The organism is uncultured Polaribacter sp. (assembly GCF_947495205.1).
Taxonomy (GTDB): domain Bacteria; phylum Bacteroidota; class Bacteroidia; order Flavobacteriales; family Flavobacteriaceae; genus Polaribacter.
Genome location: NZ_CANLXV010000001.1, coordinates 401,418 through 422,613 on the forward strand (window position 1 = coordinate 401,418; position 21,196 = coordinate 422,613).

The following is a 21,196-nucleotide window of genomic DNA, read 5'->3' on the forward strand; positions in this document are numbered from 1 at the left end:
ATTAAAGGCTTTTTAAAGCTAATTTTATAATTTGTTCTACAGAAGCTTCTGCGTTTTCTTTTAAGATGCCTGAGATTATCTTGTCAGACTGTTTTCTATTAAAACCTAAAACTTCTAAAGCAGATAACGCTTCATCTTTGTTTGTATTGTTTGTAATGGCAGAAACTTCATCTACATTAAACGTTTTTAGTATTTTATCTTTTAAATCTACAATTACTCTTTGTGCAGTTTTGGCACCAATACCTTTTACAGATTGTATTAAACTTACGTTTTCTGATGCTATTGCATTTTGTATTTCTTCTGATGTCATAGAAGAACACATGGTTCTTGCAATGCTAGGCCCAACACCAGAAACAGAAATTAATAACTTAAAAACTTCTCTTTCTGTTTTGTTGATAAAACCAAAAAGTGTGTGCGCATCTTCTCTAATAGACAAATGGGTGTATAAAACTACGTTTTCATCTGTAGGTAAGGCAGAAAATGTATTTAAAGAAATGTGTAATAAATAACCAACACCATTGCAATCTACTACAACTTCTGTTGGGTTTTTTTCAACCAATCTTCCTCTAACTTGTGTAATCATAACTTTTTTTAATGCGACTAAAGTAACGCTTTTTATTTTTTAATAAAATTTGTTCAACTTTTGTCTTTAAAAGAGTTAAAAATATAAAAGTTTTTCAACTTCTTAATTATTACCTCTTTTTTCTTTTTGTTGTGCGTCTACTACAGCTAAAGCTGCCATGTTTACCATTTCATCTACACTTGCGCCCAATTGTAAAATATGCACAGGTTTGTCTAATCCTAAAATTACAGGTCCTATAGATTCTGCTTGGTTAACTTGTTTTAATAATTTATAAGTAATGTTTGCCGATTCTAAATTCGGGAAAATTAAAACGTTAACTTTTTTACCATTTAATTTAGAAAACGGAAATTCTTTTGCCAATAATTCTGGATTTAAAGCAAAATCTGCTTGAATTTCCCCATCAATTACTACATCAGGAAAATGACGATGGATAAAAGAAACGGCTTCTCTAATTTTTTTAGAGGTTTCTGATTTAGAAGAACCAAAGTTAGAAAAAGATAACATGGCAATATTTGGTTTCATACCAAACATGCTTGCAAAATTACCTGTCATTTGTGCAATTTTGGCCAATTCTTTTGCAGACGGATTTTCATTAATGGTAGTATCTGCTAAAAATAAAGGTCCTTGTTTTGTTAACATTAAGTTACAAGCTGCAATTTTAGAAACGCCTTTGTCTTTTTCTACCAACTCTAAAATAGGTTTTATTACAGAACGATAAGGTCTAGAATACCCAGTAATTAAGGCATCTGCTTCACCTTCATTTACCATCATTGCTGCAAAATAATTGCGTTCTCGCATTAATTTTTTTGCTTCAGAAAAAGTACGTCCTTTTCGTTGCCTTTTTTGCCAGTAAACTTCACCAAAACGCTCTCTTCTTTCATTTTCTTCGTCTGTTTTTGGATCTAGAATAGGTACATCACCAGTAAAACCAATTTCTTCTTTTAAATCTAAAATAAGTTCTTTTCTACCCAACAATATTGGCAAACCAATTTTTTCTTCGTAAACCCTTTGTGCTGCTTTTAAAACATCTAATTGATCTGCTTCTGCAAATACTATTTTTTTAGGATTGCTTTTTGCTCTGTTGTGCAATAATCTTACTTCTTTACTGCCAGAGCCAGAACGCTCCATTAATTCTTCTCTATACTGGTTCCAATCTTCTATGGGTTCTAAAGCTACACCAGAATCCATTGCTGCTTTTGCAATTGCTGGCGGTATTTCATAGATTAATCTTGGGTCAAATGGTTTTGGTATAATGTATTCTTTGCCATAAGTTAAACTTACTTCATCATACACAATATTTACCTGCTCTGGTACAGATTTTTTTGCCAAATCTGCCAAGGCGTGTACGGCAGCCATTTTCATTTCTTCGTTAATTTTAGTGGCTCTTACATCTAAAGCGCCTCTAAAAATAAACGGGAAACCAAGTACATTATTTACTTGGTTTGGGTTGTCTGACCTTCCTGTGGCCATAATAATATCTTCTCTTGTTGCAATTGCTAAATCGTAATCTATTTCTGGTACTGGGTTTGCCATAGCAAAAACAATTGGGTTTTTTGCCATAGATAACAACATTGCTGGAGTTACTAAACCAGGCATAGATAAACCAATAAAAACATCGGCATTTTTCATTGCGCTTTCTAAGGTGTCTAAATCTCTGTCTGTTGCAAACTCTGCTTTTTGCGAAGATAAATTACCTCTATCTTTTCTTATAACACCTTTACTATCGCACATAACCACATTTTCTCTTTTTACACCTAATTTAAGGTATAATCTTGTACAAGAAATTGCAGCTGCACCAGCGCCACTTACTACTATTTTTACTTTGGTAATGTCTTTTTCTGAGATGTCTATTGCATTTTTTAACGCGGCTGCAGAAATTATTGCAGTTCCATGTTGGTCATCATGCATTACAGGAATGTCTAATTCTTCTTTTAGTCTATTTTCTATCTCAAAAGCTTCAGGAGCTTTAATATCTTCTAGATTAATACCACCAAAAGTAGGTGCAATAGCTTTTACAGTTTCTATAAATTTATCTACATCTGTAGCGTCTACTTCAATATCAAAAACATCTATATCTGCAAATATTTTAAACAGTAAACCTTTACCTTCCATAACAGGTTTAGAGGCATCTGGACCAATATCTCCTAAACCTAAAACGGCAGTTCCGTTAGAAATTACTGCTACTAAATTCCCTTTAGAGGTATATTTATAAACGTTATTATTGTCTTTTGCAATTTCTAAACAAGGTTCTGCAACACCTGGAGAGTAAGCTAAGGCTAAATCGTGCTGTGTTGCATATTTTTTTGTAGGAACTACAGCTATTTTACCTGGTTTTGGTTTTGCATGATAAATTAATGCTTCGTGTCTTTTTCTAGAATCGCTCATAAAATTATTCTTCTAATTTATAGCTTACAAAGATATGGTTTTCAATGAAAGAGAAAATGAAATTATGAAATAATAATAAGTTTAAATAGGTATTAAAATTTCAATTTTTTTATGAAATCGTTTTCTAAATAACTGATACAAAAAGTTAATGAAACTAAGTCGGCTTTTAAGTGTGCAAATTCTTGATTATTTTGCCAAGAAATATCTAAAACGTTTTCTTTAGAGTTATTGATGTTTATGCTACCAGAAAATGCTTTTAAAGTATTTCTTAATCGCATTATCTTTAGTTGATTTTTAACAATTTCTGTTTGCAAACCTTCTTCTATGTCTTCTTTAGAAAGTGTTGTTCTGTTAATTTCTTTATGAGCACCACTACCACCTTTCTCTACAGCTTTATAGTTGTTTTTACCAGCAAAAATATCTAAATACCAAACTTGAGGAATACCTGGCATAAACATTTGAATAGCTCTTGCAAGTAATAATTTTTTTTCATCTTCACCCAAAGCACTAAAAAAAGTGGCATTAACTTGATAATAAGATATCTTTTTACCTGATGGGTCGTATAGATTTTTTACTCTTCCTCCACGCTCTATAATGGTATTCATTATCGATTCAATTTCAGAATCTTCTAAAAGTCCCTTATTATAAATACCATTAACTTCTTTCCCCTTTAAGTCTAAAACAGGAATTCCATCATGACAACCTAACATATTTACAGTTTTATATTTTTTGGCTATAATTTCGTTAATCCAAGTTAATAAAGCTGTATTATTTGCTGTTTCAAGTGTGTGAATCATTAAACCAGGTAAGAAAAAATCATAAATGGGATAGTTTTCTTTTGCGACTTCATTATGTAGATTTAAACCATATTCTGCATGAATTTCTGGTAATAGAATTAAATCGTTCTTTTTAGCAATTTGGTTAATTCTCTCTAAATACTGCCAAGTACCTGGTTTGTTAAAAAAATTAGTTTGTCCAACTTCTTTATGTAAGTATGCAAATGCATCTAATCTTAAAATAGAGCATCCAAAACTTTTTACTTTGGCTAAAGTTTCTTCATAAAACGCCCAAACTAATTCAGATTTTGCATTTACATCCATTTGACCTAAAAACGAACTTTTTCTATAAACTATTTTAAGTACTTTTTCTTTATACTGTTCTATTTCATTAAATTGAAAAGTTTTTAAATCTAAATTATTATCGATTGCGAAATTTACTTTTTCGCAAATTAAAATAGCATTATTTACACCTAAACCCTTAATACAAGTTAAATCTTCTACTTTAATTTTGTTATGTGTTATGTTTTGATAAAAAGTATTCCAATAAGGCTTTTCAGAACCATCTGGAAAAGGAACTTTTAATATTGGAAGTCCTGATTTTCTCATAAACAATTTATTGAGAAATTCTTCTTTTGGCACAATGATATCATCATCATTATACTTACCATTACCTTTCCAAAATTCGTTCCAGTTGATAAAAAAATCTTTAAATTTTGATTTCTCTCCGTTTTTTAAAAGATCTTTAAATTGCGGAGAAGCTACAGAAAGATGATTTAAAACAATGTCAAATTTTAACTCGATATTTAATTCTTTTAAGGCTTTTAAATCGTCTTTAGAAACTAATTCTTCGTTTATATTATAATCAATAATAGAAAAACCTCTATCTAAATCGCTATTAAAGAAAGTAGGTAACACATAAAACAAAGAAAACACATTTTTAAATTCTTCTTTTTGAAGCATTTTAATAGTATCACTTAAATTTGTTCCAATACTATCTGGATATGCATTTAACATAACACCATTAGAAATAGTAGTATTTTTTTCTGATGACATAAAAAAGGTGTTTTTTAGTAAAACTTATAAAAGTTTTGATAATATATTGATATTGTTAGGTAATCTACCTACGTTTTGTAGTTTTAAAGCTGCTAACTTTAAAGCAATTTGCAAACAATCTTCAATAGATTTTTCTTTTATGTAGGCAAATAAAAAGCCAGACCAAAAAGCATCTCCAGCGCCTGTTGTATCCATTACCTTTTCTATTTTTATAGCGGGTAATTGAATAATGTCTTTTCCTTTTTGAGAAAGTTTTACCCCTTCACTTCCTAACGTTAAGCAAACAGTTTTTACGCCTAAATAGTGAAAGAAGTCAAAAATTTCTTGATGTGGAAGTTGTTTTTCGAAAAGACGCAACATATCATCTTCACTAATTTTTATTAATGGATTGAATTTACAATAATTTTTAATTACTTGTAAAGCTTCTTCTTTAATGTCCCAGAGTTCTTTAGCGTAATTGATATCGATACTTAATTTGCATCCTTTTTTGTAGGCTTCTTCAGCTTTTTTAAGAATTGTTTTTTGTGCAGGATTTTTACTTAGCGCAAAACAGGTAGTATGAAAAATTTTGGTTTGAGATAAAATTTCAGTAGTAATTTGATCTTCTGAAATGTGATAATCTGCATTTCTGTAAGGCATAAAATCTGGTGTTCCATTAGATTTTGAAACAAAAATAACACTTGTAGATTTGTTTTCTAATGTTTTAATATTTGAGGTATTAATACCAATTTCTTTTAACCTTTTAAAAATGTATTCTCCAAAACCATCATTTCCAACAGTGGAAACTAAAGTAGAGGACAAGCCCAATCTTTTGCAGTTCATAGCCACGTTTGCAGGCGAACCACCTAAATATCTGTGGTAGTCTCTAGTTTCGTTTATTAGCACATTGTTTTGATGGCCTATAAAGTCTACTAAAACTTCTCCTATACATAAAATATCTATATTTTTAATATTATTTTTCAAATCTTTTTAATTAATAATTTACTTCTTTTTTACTTTTGATAAAGAGTGTAAATGTTGCACTTAATACTAATAGAACTCCTGCAAATGTGATGGCATTTCTTGGATCGTTGTTCAAGAAGGTTTTTAAAATATATCCAAAAGATAAGGTTTGGATAATCATTGGAATTACAATCATCATATTAATAATTCCCATATAAACTCCATAACGTTCTTTAGGAATGTCTGAAACAACCATTAGATATGGAATTCCCATCATACTAGCCCAACCAATACCAAAGCCTGTTATGGCAAAGAATAACATATTCTTATTTTCGATATGTGGAAATGCCAGAAAGCCAATAGCTGCTATTAGTAAGCAAAAGGCATGTACTTTTTTGGGGCTATATTTTTTTGCAAAACCTACTAAAGCAAAGGCTACTAAAAAAGTTACAACATTATACCAACCGTTTACTAAACCAGTCCAACTTACCGCTTCACTATATGCTTCTTTATTTTCTGGTGTTACATTCCAAACAGAAAGAGCTACACTTTTAGATGAATTTTGCCAATAACAAAATAATGCATACCATTGAAATAGGTATACCAAAGCCAATTGCCACATTACTTTAGGCATATCTTTTATGGCAGAAAAAATTTCAATAAAAGGTTCTAAAACACTTCTTTTTTCTTTTAATTTTTCTATTTCCTCTGGAGTTGGCGGTATTTCTTTTATTTTGTAATTACTCCATAACACTGTTGCTATTGAGCAAATTGCACCTAAAAAGAATGATGCATATACCCATGTAGGTAAAGAACCTGTTGTTCCAATAAAAATTAAAGGGAAAATAAATAAAGATAAGTTTGCTAATACTTGCCCTAAACCTGTAAAGAAACTTTGCATTTGAAAGCCTAGGGGTTGTTGTTTTTCATCTAAATTATCTGCAATTAAAGCTCTATAAGGTTCCATTGCAGTGTTGTTACCTACATCTAATATCCATAATAAACCAGCTGCCATCCATAAAGAACTACTGTATGGGAAAATGAATAAAGTTAAGCTACATAAAATGGCTCCTATTAAAAAATAGGGTTTACGTCTTCCAAACTTTGGGCTCCAAGTTTTATCACTCAAAGCTCCAATAATAGGTTGTACTAATAGACCTGTTACTGGACCAGCAAGATGTAAAATTGGAATTTGATCTGGACTTGCACCTAAGAAATCATAAATTGGCGTTACTGCACTTTGTTGCAAGCCAAAACTATATTGAATTCCAAAAAAACCAACATTCATATTTAGTATTTGCCAAAAGCTTAGTGTGGGTTTTTTAATTTTCATCTTTTTCTATTTTTTTAGCTAAAACTTTTAAAAACTCTTGTAGGTTACCTTTGTTTAAAAAAACATCTCCTTTACTATCTACTACAGGTAAACTTAAAGTATGAATAGAAATATTATTTTTTTGAAGTTTTACTAACATTTCTTGTTCCTTTATTTTATTTACATCAATATCGTAATAAGTGAAATTAATATTTTTTCCTTTCAAAAAAGTTTTTGTGTCTAAACAGCTATGGCAACTATCGCTACCATACACAATCATTTTTTGTTTTTTTGATTCTTTATTTTGATGAAAAACTTCTTGTGCTTTGGTTTGAAGTGATGTAAATAAAAGAACAATAATTATGAAATGTTTCATTTTAAAATAATTTTAGAATTTAAAGATGCTTGTATTGTTTTAAAAAGTAGAGCCAATAAATTTATCATTAGCTCCACTTTTAGTTCAAATTAATAAAAAGTAACAAACTTTCTTTTTTTAAAAACTATATTGTAATGTCATTGTGGTAGAGCGTCCAGAAATTGTTCTAGCTGCAGCTAAACCACCTGCTATATTTCCATTTCCTTCTACTTCTGTAACTCCAATGGTATCGAATAAATTGTTTGCATTAACGCTTAAAGATAATCCTTTTGTTAAGCTAACTTTAGCTACTGCATTAATGTAAGCATAACCTGGCATTACAAGGTCGTTATCATCTTGTGCAAAAGACTCAGATGTACCTAATACTGTGATTCCTAAAAGGTGTTGTTTTTGTGCTCCAAAAGAATATGCAGGTGCAAAATTGTAAACAAAGTCTGCTTGTCTTCTTGGTTTGTTTCCTTTGTTATCACCACCATCAATTTCTGCTTTTGTATAAGTAATAGAGCCATTGATACTAAAATCTCCAAACCTGTATGCAGATTCTACCTCTAAACCTAGAGCTTTAAAAGGATTTCCTACAGTTCTATTTAACTCGTTACTAATACCTTCATCTGTATTACTTAAAAAACCTGTAACATTTAAAACACCATTATCTAGTCTCTTTTTTAAACCAACTTCAAATTGAGAAATCTCATCAAATTGTACATCTCCTAAGCCATCTGTACCATAGTTATTTCTATCTGCAGCTCTACCTGAAGCACCTTTACTATATCTTCCAAAAATAGCAGCACCATCATTTAATTTATAGTTTAAACCTGCAGAGAAAGAAACAAAATTATAATTGTCGCTTATAGCTTGTCCTGGGTTACCAGCAATTGTAGGTATTGTTTCTTCAAAAGGGCTAATTACACCATCACTATTATAATCAAAACCAATTAAGTCTCCATTTGCATCTAAATTACTTAATTGACCAGAGTTTATGGTTCCGTTTACATTTACGTTTTCGAAACGAATACTACCGTCAAAATTTAATTTTTCAGAAATTTCTGCATCTACACCTACATAAGGAGAGTTTACATTATGTACTGTATTGTATTTTCTTTGACAACAGTTACCCCAAACTGGCTGCCCAAAAGAGTAAGCTCCTCCTTGAGAGAATCCATCAAAAACACCTAATCTTGCTGTTCCACCTCCTGCTACTTCAGAAATTGCAGAACTCCATTGCCATCCTATCTTTGTGTTTTGAGTTGCAGAGAACATACCAACTGTAACACCTATATTATCATTAATTGCTTTTGAAACTTTTACATCGCTAAAAAAGTTACTTAAATCTTCTATAGTTACATCAAAATATCTAATATCTTGTGCTAGACCATTTGAAGGGTTAAATGGCGAACCATCTTGAAAGGTTAAAGCGCCAGTTGCTCCAGAAGCATCTCTTACTAAAGCTTCTATTTCTGCTACAGTACCAACATTTGCAGTAAACGGAGCGTTCCATTGACCAGAATTATTAGAATATCTAGCTTTACCATTTACTTTCCAATTATCACCTAAGTCAAAAGAAAATTCTGCACCAAAAGAAGCACTTACAGGATTGTTACCGTCTCTAATGTCGTTTTGTGTCGGATTTCCATCGTAAACACTAAATGTATTCTGAATATTTGTAGAATGTGAACTGTCTGAAGTAATATCAAAGCCTGGTAAATTTCCAAAAGTAGGATTAGCATTTGTGCCTGTTAAACTAACTGGCATTGGTAAATACATTACAGTTCTATCATTTAAATATTTAAAATAAGTACGTACATAACCATTTTTAAATTCTTTAGTAAGGTTTGCTTTTATTTGACCGCCTTTATTTCCTTGGTAACCTATGTCTCTAGGTCCTTCACCAACTCTCATAAAACCTCCAACATGATAATATAAACCTTCTCCAATAGGAGTTCCATATTCAAAATCTAATCTACTAGTTTGAAAATCTAAACCATAAGTTGCACCTATAGTACCACCTTCTGTTCTACCAGTTTTACTGATCAAGTTTATAATACCTGCAGGACCATTAGATGTTTGCGTAGAAGCAGAACCACCTCTAATCGCTTCAACTCTTCCAATATTAGAATCTATACGTAAAAAGTTGTCTGCATTTCCAAAAGAAGTATCACCAAATAGCATTATAGGAAGTCCATCTTCTTGTAGTTGTAAATATCTAGAACCACCAGAAGAAACAGGCACACCACGTACATTAAAGTTTGCGTTACCCTCACCACCAGAAGATTCAGCACGAATACCTGGCAGGCTTCTAAAAAGCTCTCCTGCTGATCTAGGTGAAGATTGTTCTATTTGTTTAATACCTACTGTAGAAACAGAAATACTTGATTCTAATTTAGATTTAGGATTTACCACACCCGTTACAATAATTTCATCTAAAGATTGTGCATTTTCTTTAATAACAATATTTAAAGTTATATTTGAAGAATTTACGATTACTTCTTTTGTAAAGTTATCAAAACCAATGTAGGAAGCTATTAAGGTATAAGTACCATTACCTACATTATTAATTTTATAATTTCCATCAAAATCTGAGCTAGCTCCTTTTGCGGTTCCTTTTAAAAGGATGTTTACACCAGGTATTAAATTACCACTGTTGTCTTTAACAGTTCCAGAAATTGTTGACTGGGCAACAAAAGCTGTAGATGATAGCATAAGAACCATCAAAAGCAAATTTTTAAAGTTTATTTGTTTTTCCATTTTAATATGAATTTAATAATAAAGTTAGTTATTTTTTATCAAATGTATTTTTATTGGTTTTTAAATTATTAAATAAATAAATCGAAAACGTTTTCGATTTTCCGAAAACGTTTTCGATTAAGATAATTTACTATATTTACAGGATAAAATAGCAAAGTTTAATTCTATAAAAGTAAGATATTATGGTTACACTAAAACAAATAGCAGAAGAATTGGGTATTTCTATAACTACAGTATCTAAAGCACTTAAAGAATATCCTGATGTTAGTAAAAAAACCAGAAAGTTGGTTCGTGAAACTGCTGCTATGTTAAATTATAAACCCAATTCTTTTGCTGTAAATTTAAGAACTAAAGAATCTAAAACTATTGGTTTAATAATACCTGAAATTGTACATCATTTTTTTTCTAGTGTTATTAAGGGGATTATTTCTCAAGCAGAAAAAAAAGGATATTTGGTAATTACACTTCAATCTAACGAGTCTTATGAGTTAGAAAAAAAACAGATAGATTTATTAATAAGTAAAAGAGTTGATGGTATTTTAATTTCTTTAGCAAATGGTACTGCAGATTATAAACATATATCTGAAGTATTAAATCAAGAAACACCTTTAGTGATGTTTGATAAAATTGCGAAAGTTATAAAATGTTCTAAAGTAACCATAGACGATAGAAAGGCAGCTTACAAAGCCACACAATATTTGATTGACATTGGATGTAAAAGAATTGCGCATTTTAGAGGGCCATTATTGCCTCAAAATTCAATTGATCGTTTTTTAGGTTACAAGCAGGCTTTAACTGATAACAATATAATTTATGATTCCTCTTTGGTATATCTCTTAAATGATATGAGTTTTGATGAAGGAAAGTTTTATGCCAATCAACTTTTAAAAGATCATTCAGATGTAGATGGTATATTTATCAATACAGATTTAGTAGCTATTGGAGCCATATCAGAATTCAATAATCAAGGTATTAAAGTACCAGAACAAATAAATGTAATTGGTTTTAGCAATTGGTTTATGGCATCTGTAATTTCTCCATCTTTAACTACTATAAATCAACCTGGATTTGAAATGGGTAAAAACGCTTTTAAATTACTTTATAAAGAAATAAAAGATAAAAAAAAGAAGAAAGTTATTAATTATAAAAATATTGTTCTTGAGACAGATTTAATTATCAGAGAATCTACTAAAAGCTAATGATATAAATTTCTAGTAAAAAAACACTTTTTTATAAAGGTAAATAATACCATTGCTTTAACATTTTTTAAACTTTAATTTTGCGTTATAAATTTTATGTTTGTTATCAATCATCAAAACCAACGCATGAAAAATAAATTGCTGCTCTTTTTCTTACTCTTTACCTCCATTTTTTTAGCACAAGTAAAAGGAAAAATTACAGATGTAAAAAATGAACCTTTGTCTTTTGTAAGCGTCTATTTAGACAAATCTATAACAGGTACAACTTCTAATGACGATGGAGAATATATTTTAAATTTAAATAAATTAGGAAAACATACTTTAGTTTTTCAGTTCTTGGGCTTTAAAACATTAAAAAAAGAAATAAATATTACCTCTTTTCCTTTTGAATTGAATGTTGTTTTAGTTGAAGAAAGTGTTGCTTTAAACACCATTACAGTTTCTACTAAAGAGAATCCTGCCAATATAATTATTAGAAAGGTTTTAGAAAATAAAGAAAAAAATACCGATAAATTTGCCAATTATACTGCCAGATTTTACTCTAGAGGTTTAACAAGAATTAAAGATGCACCAGAAAAATTTTTCGGACAATCTACAGGAGATTTTGGTGGCGGTTTAGACTCTACCAGAAGTGGTATCATTTATTTATCAGAAACGTTTTCTAACATTTCGTTTCAGAAAAAACCCAAAAAATTTAAAGAAAAAATTATAGCATCTAAAGTTTCTGGAGAAGACAATGGTATTAGTTTTAACAGGGCAGAAGATTCTAATATAGATTTGTACCAAAATAGTATTGAAGTTTTTAACGATTTGGTTTCACCAATTTCTAGCAATGCTTTTAACTATTATAAATACAAATTGGTAGGTGTTTTTTATGAGAAAAGTGGTAAACTAATCAATAAAATAAAATTGCTGCCAAAACGTAAAAACGATCGGGTTTTTAGTGGGTTTTTATATATTGTAGAAGATGATTGGGCTTTGTATGGTTGCGATTTAAAAACAAACGGCGCACAAGTTAATATTCCTATTGTAAATGAATTAAAACTAAAACAGGGTTATAATTATGCAGAAGAAATAAATGCTTGGGTTCTAATTAGCCAAAGTATAGATTTTGATATTTCTATTTTTGGGTTTAAACCCAATGGAAAGTTTTCTTATGCGTATTCAGATTATAATTTTAAACCCAATTTTACTCCAAAAACGTTTACTAATGAAATTCTTTCTTTCGAAAAAAATGCAACAAAAAAAGACACGGTTTTTTGGAACAAGCTAAGACCTGTACCTTTAACTAATGAAGAGGTTGCAGACTACAAGGTAAAAGACAGCATTAAAATATTAAAAAAGTCTAAAAAATATTTAGATTCTACAGATGTTAAGAGTAATAAATTCGCTTGGTCGGATCCGTTTACAGGTTATACGCATAATAATTCTTATAAAAACCGTTCTTTTTCTTACAATGGGCCTTTATTACAAACAGGTTTTAATACCGTGCAAGGTGCATATACATCTATTGGTTTTAGCTATTTTAATGCTTTAAATAAAGAAGGAAAATGGTGGAGTTCTGGAGTAGATTTTAATTATGGTTTTTCTGATAAACGATTAAGACCTACTTTTTATTTTAGTAAAAAATGGGATAATTTTTCTAAACCAAGATTAACCATTTCTGGAGGTGTTACTACACAACAATTTAATGGTAGAAAACCTATTTTAAGGTTAAATAACACTATTTCCTCTTTACTTTATGGATACAATTACATGAAAATATATGAAAAAGCTTTTGCGAGAGTGCGTTTTTCAGAACAAATAAAAAATGGTATTTATTTTTCTGGGTCTTTAGAATATGCTCAAAGATCGCCATTATTTAACACAACAAATTATTCTTTTGTAAAAGAAGAAAACAATAAATTTACATCTAACAACCCTTTAAATCCTACAGATTTTGATAATCCTGCCTTTAATACGCATACTATTGCTACTTTAAATTTGGGCGCAACTTTTGTAATTGGGCAAAAATACCTTTCTTATCCAGATAGAAAAGTAAGTGTTGGCGGCAGTAAATTTCCTAGTATAAGTTTAAACTATATAAAAAGATTTGGTGCAAGCAAAAGCAATCTAAATTCAGATGTATTTATTGCAAACATAGAGCAAAATATAAATGCAGGTAATTATGGTACGTTTTCTTACCACACAAGAGCAGCTGCTTTTTTAAAGAAAAAAGATATTGCTTTTATGGATAAATTACAAGCAAACGGTAATCAATTATTATTTCCTATTGATAGGGAATTGAATAGTTTTAATTTGCTAGAATATTATAAGATTTACACCAATGATAAGTATGCAGAAATGCATGTAGAGCACAATTTTAAAGGCGCTTTATTAAGTAGAATTCCGCTACTTAATAAATTAAATTTTCATGTAGTTGCTGGCGGAAAAGCTTTGTTTGTGGCAGATAAAAATCCGTATACAGAATATTCTATTGGTTTGGCAAACTTAGGTTTTGGTAAATGGCGTTTTTTAAGAATGGAATATGTAAGTGCTAGATTTGGAGCAATTAAAGAAAATGGTTTTGTATTTAGATTAAACCTGTAATTATATATGATGAAAATAACAACACTTTTTTTTGGAATAACAACAGATTTAGTTGGGAAAACGCAATTAGAAATAGCGGTTAAAAACGAAATTGTTGTAGCAGAATTTAAAAAGTTACTTCAAGAAAAATATCCAGCATTAAAAAATATAGATTCTTATGCTATTGCTGTAAATGAAACGTATGCAGAAAACAATTTTTTGCTGAAAGAAAATGATACTGTTGCCATAATTCCGCCAGTTAGTGGAGGGTAATTCCTATCTTAATCTTCCCAAAGAAAAAAATATTGCCGAATTGAAATTTTATGTAAAATCTATGTTTTTAAGACGTGATTTAATCAATCTTAAAAAAAACTATTGCAAATACTTTTTATCCACGTAAAAAGTACCAAAAGGAATTACAGAACAGGCTAAAACAATAATTAAAGTTTTAAAATTCCATTTCATTTGTTTTTGAATAACAATTGCTAAAACAATATACAGCATAAATAAAAGTCCATGTGGCATACCCAACATTTTTACATAAGTAACATCACCTTGTAAATATTTTATAGGAACTGCAATAAAAAGTAACAATAAGTAAGAAACTCCTTCTAAAAAACTAATAATTCTAAATGTTTTTTTCATGTTGATAGTTTTGTTTTTTTTGGTACAAAGAGGTTAAGTTTCGCTATTCAGTTTTACATAACAAAAATACGAATTTGTTTTCCTATTTTTGTTGAAATTGAATTTATTTAGGGGTTAAAGAAATGCAAAAAACAAGTATAAAAATTACATCAGAAAAACTAGATTTACAAGATTGTTATGCGTTTGTAGAAGACGATACTTGTGGCGGAATTGCAGCTTTTGTAGGCACTGTTAGAAATGATACAGAAGGTAAAGAAGTAAAACAACTCGATTTTTCTACCTACAAACCTATGGCAATTAAAGAAATGCAAAAAATTGCAGATTTGGCCTTAGAAAAATTCGACATAAAAAAAATTGCCATACATCATGCAGAAGGCATGTTACAAATAGGCGCTATTCCTGTAATTATTACCACATCTTCTAAACATAGAAAAAACGCTTTTTTAGCGTGTGAATTTGCCATAGATACTTTAAAAGAAACAGTTCCAATTTGGAAAAAAGAATATTTTTCAGATGGCGAAGTTTGGGTAAATGCACATCCATGATTTTAGTTTGCAGTTCTAAGTTCTAAGTTCTCAGTCTTCGGTATTGAGTCTTAAAATTGCAGTTATTTTATTATTTTAGTTTCAAAATTTCAAAGTCTGTCAGTTTAAGTGATTTCGATTTTTTATCGCAATTGTAGCGAGAACATTTTAAAATTTTTATCAATTTTTAATTGAGTAAAGTTGCAAAAACGCTGTTTTTTATTTTTCTTAAAAACCAAAAACCAAAAACCAAAAACCAAAAACCAAAAACCAAAAACCAAAAACCAAAAACCAAAAACCAAAAACTAACAGCTCTCCTACTTTGTAGCCATAAATAAAATTGTAAACCAAATAAAATTGCACCTGCCAATAAATGTACAGCTTGTGTACCAAAAGGAATTTCTGCATAATACATTAAAATTCCTGTAATTATTTCTAAGAAAATTAAGAAAACAATCCAATTTACCAGTTTAAAACCTAAATTTTTAATCTGATTTAAATAGAACATTCCTAAATTAACCAATACAATAGCAATGGTAAAAGATCTATGAAAGTAAAATTTAAAACTAGGGTTTAATAAGCTTAGGTTTTTATTTTCGAAACCAAATAGTTTAACCTGCTCATCTATAAACTGCCTTACTTGTGTGCCCATTGCAATTTGTATCAAAGAAAAAATAACAGATATTAAAAGCAATTTGTTAAAAAGAGCGTCATATATATAGGTTTTTGTATTAGAAACAATAAATTTTAAACGTAATAAAAGTGCAATTATAATTAAACCTACCACCATGTGTATGGTAATAATAGTTGGTGTTAAATTGCTGTCTACAACTGTTTTTCCTAACCACGCTTCAAAAAGCATTAAGAAAAAAGCAATAAAAGCAAGTATTGGTATTTGTTTGTTTTCTTTTCTAAAAAGAAAAGCTCCGTAAATTAAAAATAAAAACACAAAACCAGATAAAACAGACGCCAAACGATTTATGTATTCTGTCCAGGTATGAAATTTATTAAATATGTTGTAATCGTGTTTGGTGTATTTAGCCCAATTTTTACTATAAAAAGTAGTTGCTGTGTTTACATCATGTTCTGCAACATATAAAGTTTCATCTTTAATAATAATGTATCCTTTTTTAAAGGTTGTGTTGGGTTTCCAGGTTATTTGTTCTTCAGAAGTTGGTGGTATATAATACCCAAAACATTTGGGCCAATCAGGGCAGCCCATTCCAGAACCTGTCATTCTTACAACAGAGCCTGCTAGAAAAATTAAATACACAGAAATTATAGCAATTTGAACAATTTTTGGGAATCTTTTTTTCATGTAAAAACCTTTTTGCAAAGATACCTATAAATAAGTTTTTTAAAAAAAGGACATGGCTTTTTTTGCTATGTAAAAATGTTCTAAATAGCCTAATAAAAACCCTATTTATAAGTAAAATTAATGTTAATTATAAGTGAATTTAATGTTTAATGTTTTTCTATAAACGTTAAACGCTTAATTTTTTTTCGGTTTGCTAACTTTTTTAAGAATGTCAGTAATAGCAATAAGTTTGCGTTTTTTACACTTGTAATATATTGAAAACTAAATACTTGTAGAAATGTTAAAATTTTAGATTTTTTAAATATTTTTTGCTTTTGTTAAAAACTTCAAGGGATTTGTGAATAACTATGACTTTCTTTTTGGAACAAAAAAAGCCATCTTTGTAGAGGTGGTATTTAACCATTTATTAACTTAGAACAAATACCTTTTTATCGTGGAAATTACTCAAATAATTAAGCGAGATTACCAAACCAGTAATTTCGAATTAGACAAGATTACTCGGGCTATAGAAAAAGCCATGCTTTCTGTAGACAACGGATCAAGAGAAGATGCTCTTGCAATTACAAATATTGTGAATGGTACCTTATTAGAAAGGAAGTTAAAAGAACCCAATTATGTGCCAACTGTAGAGCAAATTCAAGATATTGTAGAATTTAAGTTAATGGATAGCCCATTTCATGATGTGGCTAAAGCTTATATTTTATATAGAGATGAGCAAAACAGAAGCAGAAAAAAGAATATTTTCGAAAAAAGATTAAATCTTAAACCTTATGATTATCCAGAATTAAATGAATATGTAGATGCTATTAGACATTCGTATTGGATTCATACAGAATTTAATTATACAAGCGATATTCAAGATTTTAAGGCAGGTTTAAGTGAAGTAGAAAAAAGTGCCATTAAAAATACCATGTTGGCAATTTCTCAAATAGAAGTAGCTGTAAAAACTTTTTGGGGAGATATTTATAAGAAAATGCCAAAACCAGAAATTGGTTCTGTAGGTGCTACATTCGCAGAAAGTGAAGTAAGGCACCATGATGCATATTCACATTTATTAGAAATTTTAGGATTAAATAACGAGTTTAAAAACTTGAAAAAAAATCCTGTAATTATGCGACGTGTAAATTACTTAGAAGGAGCACTTAAAAATGTAAATAGCGAGGATAATAAAGAGTTTTCAGAATCTATTATTTTGTTCTCATTGTTTATAGAACATGTTTCTTTGTTTTCTCAGTTTTTAATAATAATGGCTTTTAACAAACATAGAAACAAATTAAAAGGTATTTCTAATGTAGTAGAAGCAACATCAAAAGAAGAACAAATTCATGGAGACTTTGGTATTGATGTAATTAAAATTATTAAAGCAGAAAACCCAGATTGGTTTGATGAAGCACATGGTTTATTAGTACAAGAAACATGTAGAGAGGCATTTATTGCAGAAAGTAAAATAATCGATTGGATTTTTGAGAAAGGAGAATTAGACTTCTTACCAAAAGATGTAATTAAAGAATTTATCAAAAATAGATTCAACAAATCTTTAGCTAGCATTGGTGTAGATCAAGTATTTGATGTAGATGAAGCTTTATTAGCAGAAACAGATTGGTTTGATGATGAAATTATTGGAACCAAACACGGAGATTTCTTTGTAAAAAGATCTATAAATTATAGTAAAAGAACTAAAAGTATTACTAGCGACGACCTATTTTAAACCACCACCTCATTATAACCTATGAACCTGAACGAAACAAAAACAGCAACAGAACTTACTGAGCACGAAAGACTAATTCAAGCAAGAAATACAGCGCGAAAAGAAATGCTTAAAAATAAAAACCAACCAGAAATTGAATGGCTAACAGAAAACAGTCGTAAATTTTTAGAATCGGGTTATTTAACACAAGGCACAACGCCAGAACAAAGAATTCGCGAAATTGCAGAAAATGCAGAACGTATTTTAAAGAAAGATGGTTTTGCAGACAAGTTTTACAAATACATGGCTGCAGGTTATTACTCATTAGCATCGCCAGTTTGGTCTAATTTTGGTAAAAAAAGAGGTTTACCAATTAGTTGTTTTGGTTCGCATGTAGCAGATGATATGGGAGATATTTTATTCTCTCAATCAGAAGTAGGTATGATGTCTAAATTAGGTGGAGGTACATCAGGTTACTTTGGTAAATTAAGAGAAAGAGGCGCAGATGTAAAAAATAATGGTTCATCATCTGGTTCTGTACACATTATGCAATTGTTTGAAAAAATGGTTGATGTAGTTAGCCAAGGTTCTGTAAGAAGAGGTCGTTTTTCACCATATTTACCAGTAGACCATCCAGATATTAAAGAATTCTTAGAAATTGGTACAGAAGGGAATCCAATTCAAGAATTAACCCATGGTGTAACTGTTGGTAACCAATGGATGGAAGAAATGATTGCTGGCGATGTAGAAAAAAGAAGCATTTGGGCAAAAATTTTACAAAGAAGAGGAGAAATTGGGTATCCTTATATATTGTTTAGAGACAATGCAAACAATGGCACTGTAGATGTTTATAAAGACAAAAATCATGAGATTTACGCAAGTAACTTATGTACAGAAATTATGTTACCCTCTAATGACGATTGGTCTTTCGTTTGCTGTTTATCTTCTATAAACGTATTGCATTATGACAAGTGGAAAGATACAGACGCAGTAGAAACACTTACCTATTTCTTAGACGCCGTAATGGAAGAATTCATTACCAAATTAGAAGTATTTAAAGTATCAGAAAACAGAGACGATCAATTTACCTTCCGTTTTATGGAAAAAGCCTACAACTTTGCCAAAGACAACAGAGCATTAGGTTTAGGCGCTTTAGGGTGGCACTCACTTTTACAATCTAAAATGTACGCCTTTGATAGTGCAGAAGCTTATGATTTAAACAGTGAAATCTTTAAAGTAATCAAAGAAAAATCTTACAAAGCTTCTGAAGAAATGGCAAAAGAATATGGTGAGCCAGCAGTTTTAAAAGGTTATGGCAGACGTAATGCAACCTTAAACGCAATTGCACCAACAACATCGTCTGCATTTATTTTGGGGCAAGTATCTCAAGGAATAGAGCCAATTTGGTCTAATATTTATGTAAAAGATATTGCAAAAATTAAAACCACTATTAAAAACCCTGTTTTAGAAAAACTTCTAGAAGAAAAAGGACACAATACAACAGAAATTTGGAGAAGTATTAGAGATAATGATGGTTCTGTGCAACACTTAACCATTTTATCAGACCACGAAAAAGAAGTCTTTAAAACCTATTCAGAAATAGATCAAAACGTAATTGTATATCAAGCAGCAAACAGACAAAACCACATAGATCAAGGGCAGTCTATTAACATTATGGTGCATCCAGATATGCCAATTAAAGAAGTAAATGCAGTATACATTAACGCTTGGAAATTAGGAGTAAAATCTATGTATTACCAACACAGTATGAATGCTGCACAAAAATTTAAACAAAAGAAAGAATGTGCATCTTGTGAAGGATAAACACATTTTTATAGTAAAAGTTCGTAAAAAAGAGGAAAGCAGTAATGTTTTTCTCTTTTTTTTTTTGAAGCCATTTCCAGCTTTCACTACTCGCTTTTTTTGTTTGAAAAAAACAAAAAAGAGCTCAAACAAGCCGTTCAATCTGGGCTAGACTTGTTTGCCAACATTAGTTTTCTATCCGCAAACTTGTCCTGTTGAAAGCATCTCAAGCAAGAGTTCATAAAACCTCGAAAAGATGTATTCAGCATAACAAACTGTGTAGAAAAAGAAACACACCTAAATTTTTGTCACGCTAAAAACTATTTATACAAAACTGATTCATATTGTAAAGCTAAGCTTGTCTGCAAACATTAGTTTTTTATCCGCAAACTTGTCCTGCTGAAAGCATCTCACGCAAGAGTGCATAAAACCCCAAAAAGATTCTTTCAGAATGACAAAATGTGAAGAAGTAAAAACTCACACAAAGTTTTGTCACGCTGAAAGCTATTCACACAAAACTGATTCATAATGTAAAGCTAAGCTTGTCTACAAACATTAGTTTTTTATCCGCAAACTTGTCCTGCTGAAAGCATCTCACGCAAGTATTCGTAAAACCTCAAAAAGATGCATTCAGCATAACAAACTATGTTGCAACAGAAATACACCCAAATTTTTGTCCCGCTGAAAGCTATTTACACAAAACTTAGCGATAGAGTATAGCCAAATTTGTCTATAAGCATTAATTTTCTATTCGCAAACTTGTCCTGCTGAAAGCATCTCACGCAAGAGTTCATAAAACCTCAAAAAGATGCATCCAACATAACAAACTGTGTTGAAGAAGAAACTCACACAAAGTTTTGTCCCGCTGAAATCTATTCACGCAAAACTGAGCCATACCATAAGGCTAAGCTTGTTTGCAAGTATTAATTCTTTATCTGCAAACTTGTCCTGCTGAAAGCATCTCACGCAAGAGTTCATAAAACCTCAAAAATATGCTTTCAGAATGACAAACTGTGTAGAAGAAGATACACACCTAATTTTTTTGCCCCGCTTAAAGCTATTCACACAAAACTGAGCCATACCATAAGGCTAAGCTTGTTTGCAAGTATTAATTCTTTATCTGCAAACTTGTCCTGCTGAAAGCATCTCACGCAAGACTTCGTAAAGCCTCAAAAAGATGCTTTCAGAATAACAAACTGTGTAGAGGAAGAAACACACCCAATTTTTTGTCACGCTAAAAGCTATTCATACAAAACTGGGCCATATCTTAAAGCTTT

At 30.3% G+C, this 21,196-nt stretch carries 15 protein-coding genes; 6 read left to right on the top strand and 9 right to left on the bottom strand.

The window, feature by feature from the left end; genetic code table 11:
- Nucleotide 1: 1 nt before the first annotated feature.
- The 7 genes from ruvA to Q0762_RS01920 form a co-directional block, all read right to left on the bottom strand.
- Nucleotides 2-583, bottom strand: a complete 582-nt coding sequence (gene ruvA / locus Q0762_RS01890; RefSeq protein ID WP_298763077.1) for a Holliday junction branch migration protein RuvA — start codon at nucleotides 581-583, stop codon at nucleotides 2-4.
- 102 nt (nucleotides 584-685) lie between these two features.
- Nucleotides 686-2,968 carry an NADP-dependent malic enzyme gene (locus Q0762_RS01895; protein ID WP_298763079.1) on the bottom strand — a complete coding sequence of 761 codons (2,283 nt, stop codon included), beginning with the start codon at nucleotides 2,966-2,968 and terminating at the stop codon, nucleotides 686-688.
- A 92-nt stretch (nucleotides 2,969-3,060) separates the two neighbouring features.
- Nucleotides 3,061-4,800, bottom strand: coding sequence for a glycosidase (locus Q0762_RS01900; RefSeq protein ID WP_298763080.1), 1,740 nt, complete (start codon nucleotides 4,798-4,800; stop codon nucleotides 3,061-3,063).
- Nucleotides 4,801-4,824: 24 nt separating this feature from the next.
- The gene (locus Q0762_RS01905; protein WP_298763082.1) at nucleotides 4,825-5,763 is read right to left on the bottom strand and encodes a carbohydrate kinase; all 939 of its coding nucleotides are present in this window, start codon (nucleotides 5,761-5,763) and stop codon (nucleotides 4,825-4,827) included.
- 10 nt (nucleotides 5,764-5,773) lie between these two features.
- On the bottom strand, nucleotides 5,774-7,075 hold the full coding sequence (locus Q0762_RS01910) for an MFS transporter (protein WP_298763084.1): 1,302 nt from the start codon (nucleotides 7,073-7,075) through the stop codon (nucleotides 5,774-5,776).
- On the bottom strand, nucleotides 7,065-7,430 hold the full coding sequence (locus Q0762_RS01915) for a glutaredoxin domain-containing protein (RefSeq protein ID WP_298763086.1): 366 nt from the start codon (nucleotides 7,428-7,430) through the stop codon (nucleotides 7,065-7,067). Before Q0762_RS01915 ends, Q0762_RS01910 begins: the two co-directional genes overlap by 11 nt.
- A gap of 117 nt (nucleotides 7,431-7,547) precedes the next feature.
- Entirely contained in the window at nucleotides 7,548-10,175 is a 2,628-nt protein-coding gene (locus Q0762_RS01920) for a TonB-dependent receptor (RefSeq protein ID WP_298763088.1), read from the bottom strand.
- Between the two features lie 182 nt (nucleotides 10,176-10,357).
- Here Q0762_RS01920 and Q0762_RS01925 point away from each other — a divergent pair, with 182 nt between their 5' ends.
- The 3 genes from Q0762_RS01925 to Q0762_RS01935 all read left to right on the top strand — a co-directional run bounded on the left by Q0762_RS01925 (nucleotide 10,358) and on the right by Q0762_RS01935 (nucleotide 14,215).
- Nucleotides 10,358-11,374 carry a LacI family DNA-binding transcriptional regulator gene (locus Q0762_RS01925; protein WP_298763090.1) on the top strand — a complete coding sequence of 339 codons (1,017 nt, stop codon included), beginning with the start codon at nucleotides 10,358-10,360 and terminating at the stop codon, nucleotides 11,372-11,374.
- 126 nt (nucleotides 11,375-11,500) lie between these two features.
- Nucleotides 11,501-13,963 (top strand): DUF5686 and carboxypeptidase regulatory-like domain-containing protein, encoded by a 2,463-nt coding sequence (locus Q0762_RS01930; protein WP_298763091.1) that lies wholly within the window; start codon nucleotides 11,501-11,503, stop codon nucleotides 13,961-13,963.
- A 6-nt stretch (nucleotides 13,964-13,969) separates the two neighbouring features.
- Nucleotides 13,970-14,215: a MoaD/ThiS family protein gene (locus Q0762_RS01935; protein ID WP_298763092.1), complete on the top strand. Its 246-nt coding sequence runs from the start codon at nucleotides 13,970-13,972 to the stop codon at nucleotides 14,213-14,215.
- Between the two features lie 99 nt (nucleotides 14,216-14,314).
- On the opposite strand, the gene Q0762_RS01940 is transcribed toward Q0762_RS01935, so the two are convergent.
- Nucleotides 14,315-14,587, bottom strand: a complete 273-nt coding sequence (locus Q0762_RS01940; RefSeq protein WP_298763093.1) for a DUF3817 domain-containing protein — start codon at nucleotides 14,585-14,587, stop codon at nucleotides 14,315-14,317.
- Nucleotides 14,588-14,709: 122 nt separating this feature from the next.
- On the opposite strand from Q0762_RS01940, the gene Q0762_RS01945 reads away from it, so the two are divergent.
- Nucleotides 14,710-15,132 carry a molybdenum cofactor biosynthesis protein MoaE gene (locus tag Q0762_RS01945; protein WP_298763094.1) on the top strand — a complete coding sequence of 141 codons (423 nt, stop codon included), beginning with the start codon at nucleotides 14,710-14,712 and terminating at the stop codon, nucleotides 15,130-15,132.
- A gap of 166 nt (nucleotides 15,133-15,298) precedes the next feature.
- On the opposite strand, the gene Q0762_RS01950 is transcribed toward Q0762_RS01945, so the two are convergent.
- Nucleotides 15,299-16,429: a COX15/CtaA family protein gene (locus tag Q0762_RS01950; RefSeq protein ID WP_298763095.1), complete on the bottom strand. Its 1,131-nt coding sequence runs from the start codon at nucleotides 16,427-16,429 to the stop codon at nucleotides 15,299-15,301.
- 433 nt (nucleotides 16,430-16,862) lie between these two features.
- Between Q0762_RS01950 and Q0762_RS01955 the strand changes: the two genes are divergently transcribed.
- A complete protein-coding gene (locus tag Q0762_RS01955) occupies nucleotides 16,863-18,137 on the top strand; it encodes a ribonucleotide-diphosphate reductase subunit beta (RefSeq protein ID WP_298763096.1) in 1,275 nt (424 codons plus the stop codon).
- Nucleotides 18,138-18,158: 21 nt separating this feature from the next.
- Nucleotides 18,159-19,940, top strand: coding sequence for a ribonucleoside-diphosphate reductase subunit alpha (locus Q0762_RS01960; protein ID WP_298763098.1), 1,782 nt, complete (start codon nucleotides 18,159-18,161; stop codon nucleotides 19,938-19,940).
- Nucleotides 19,941-21,196: the final 1,256 nt, after the last annotated feature.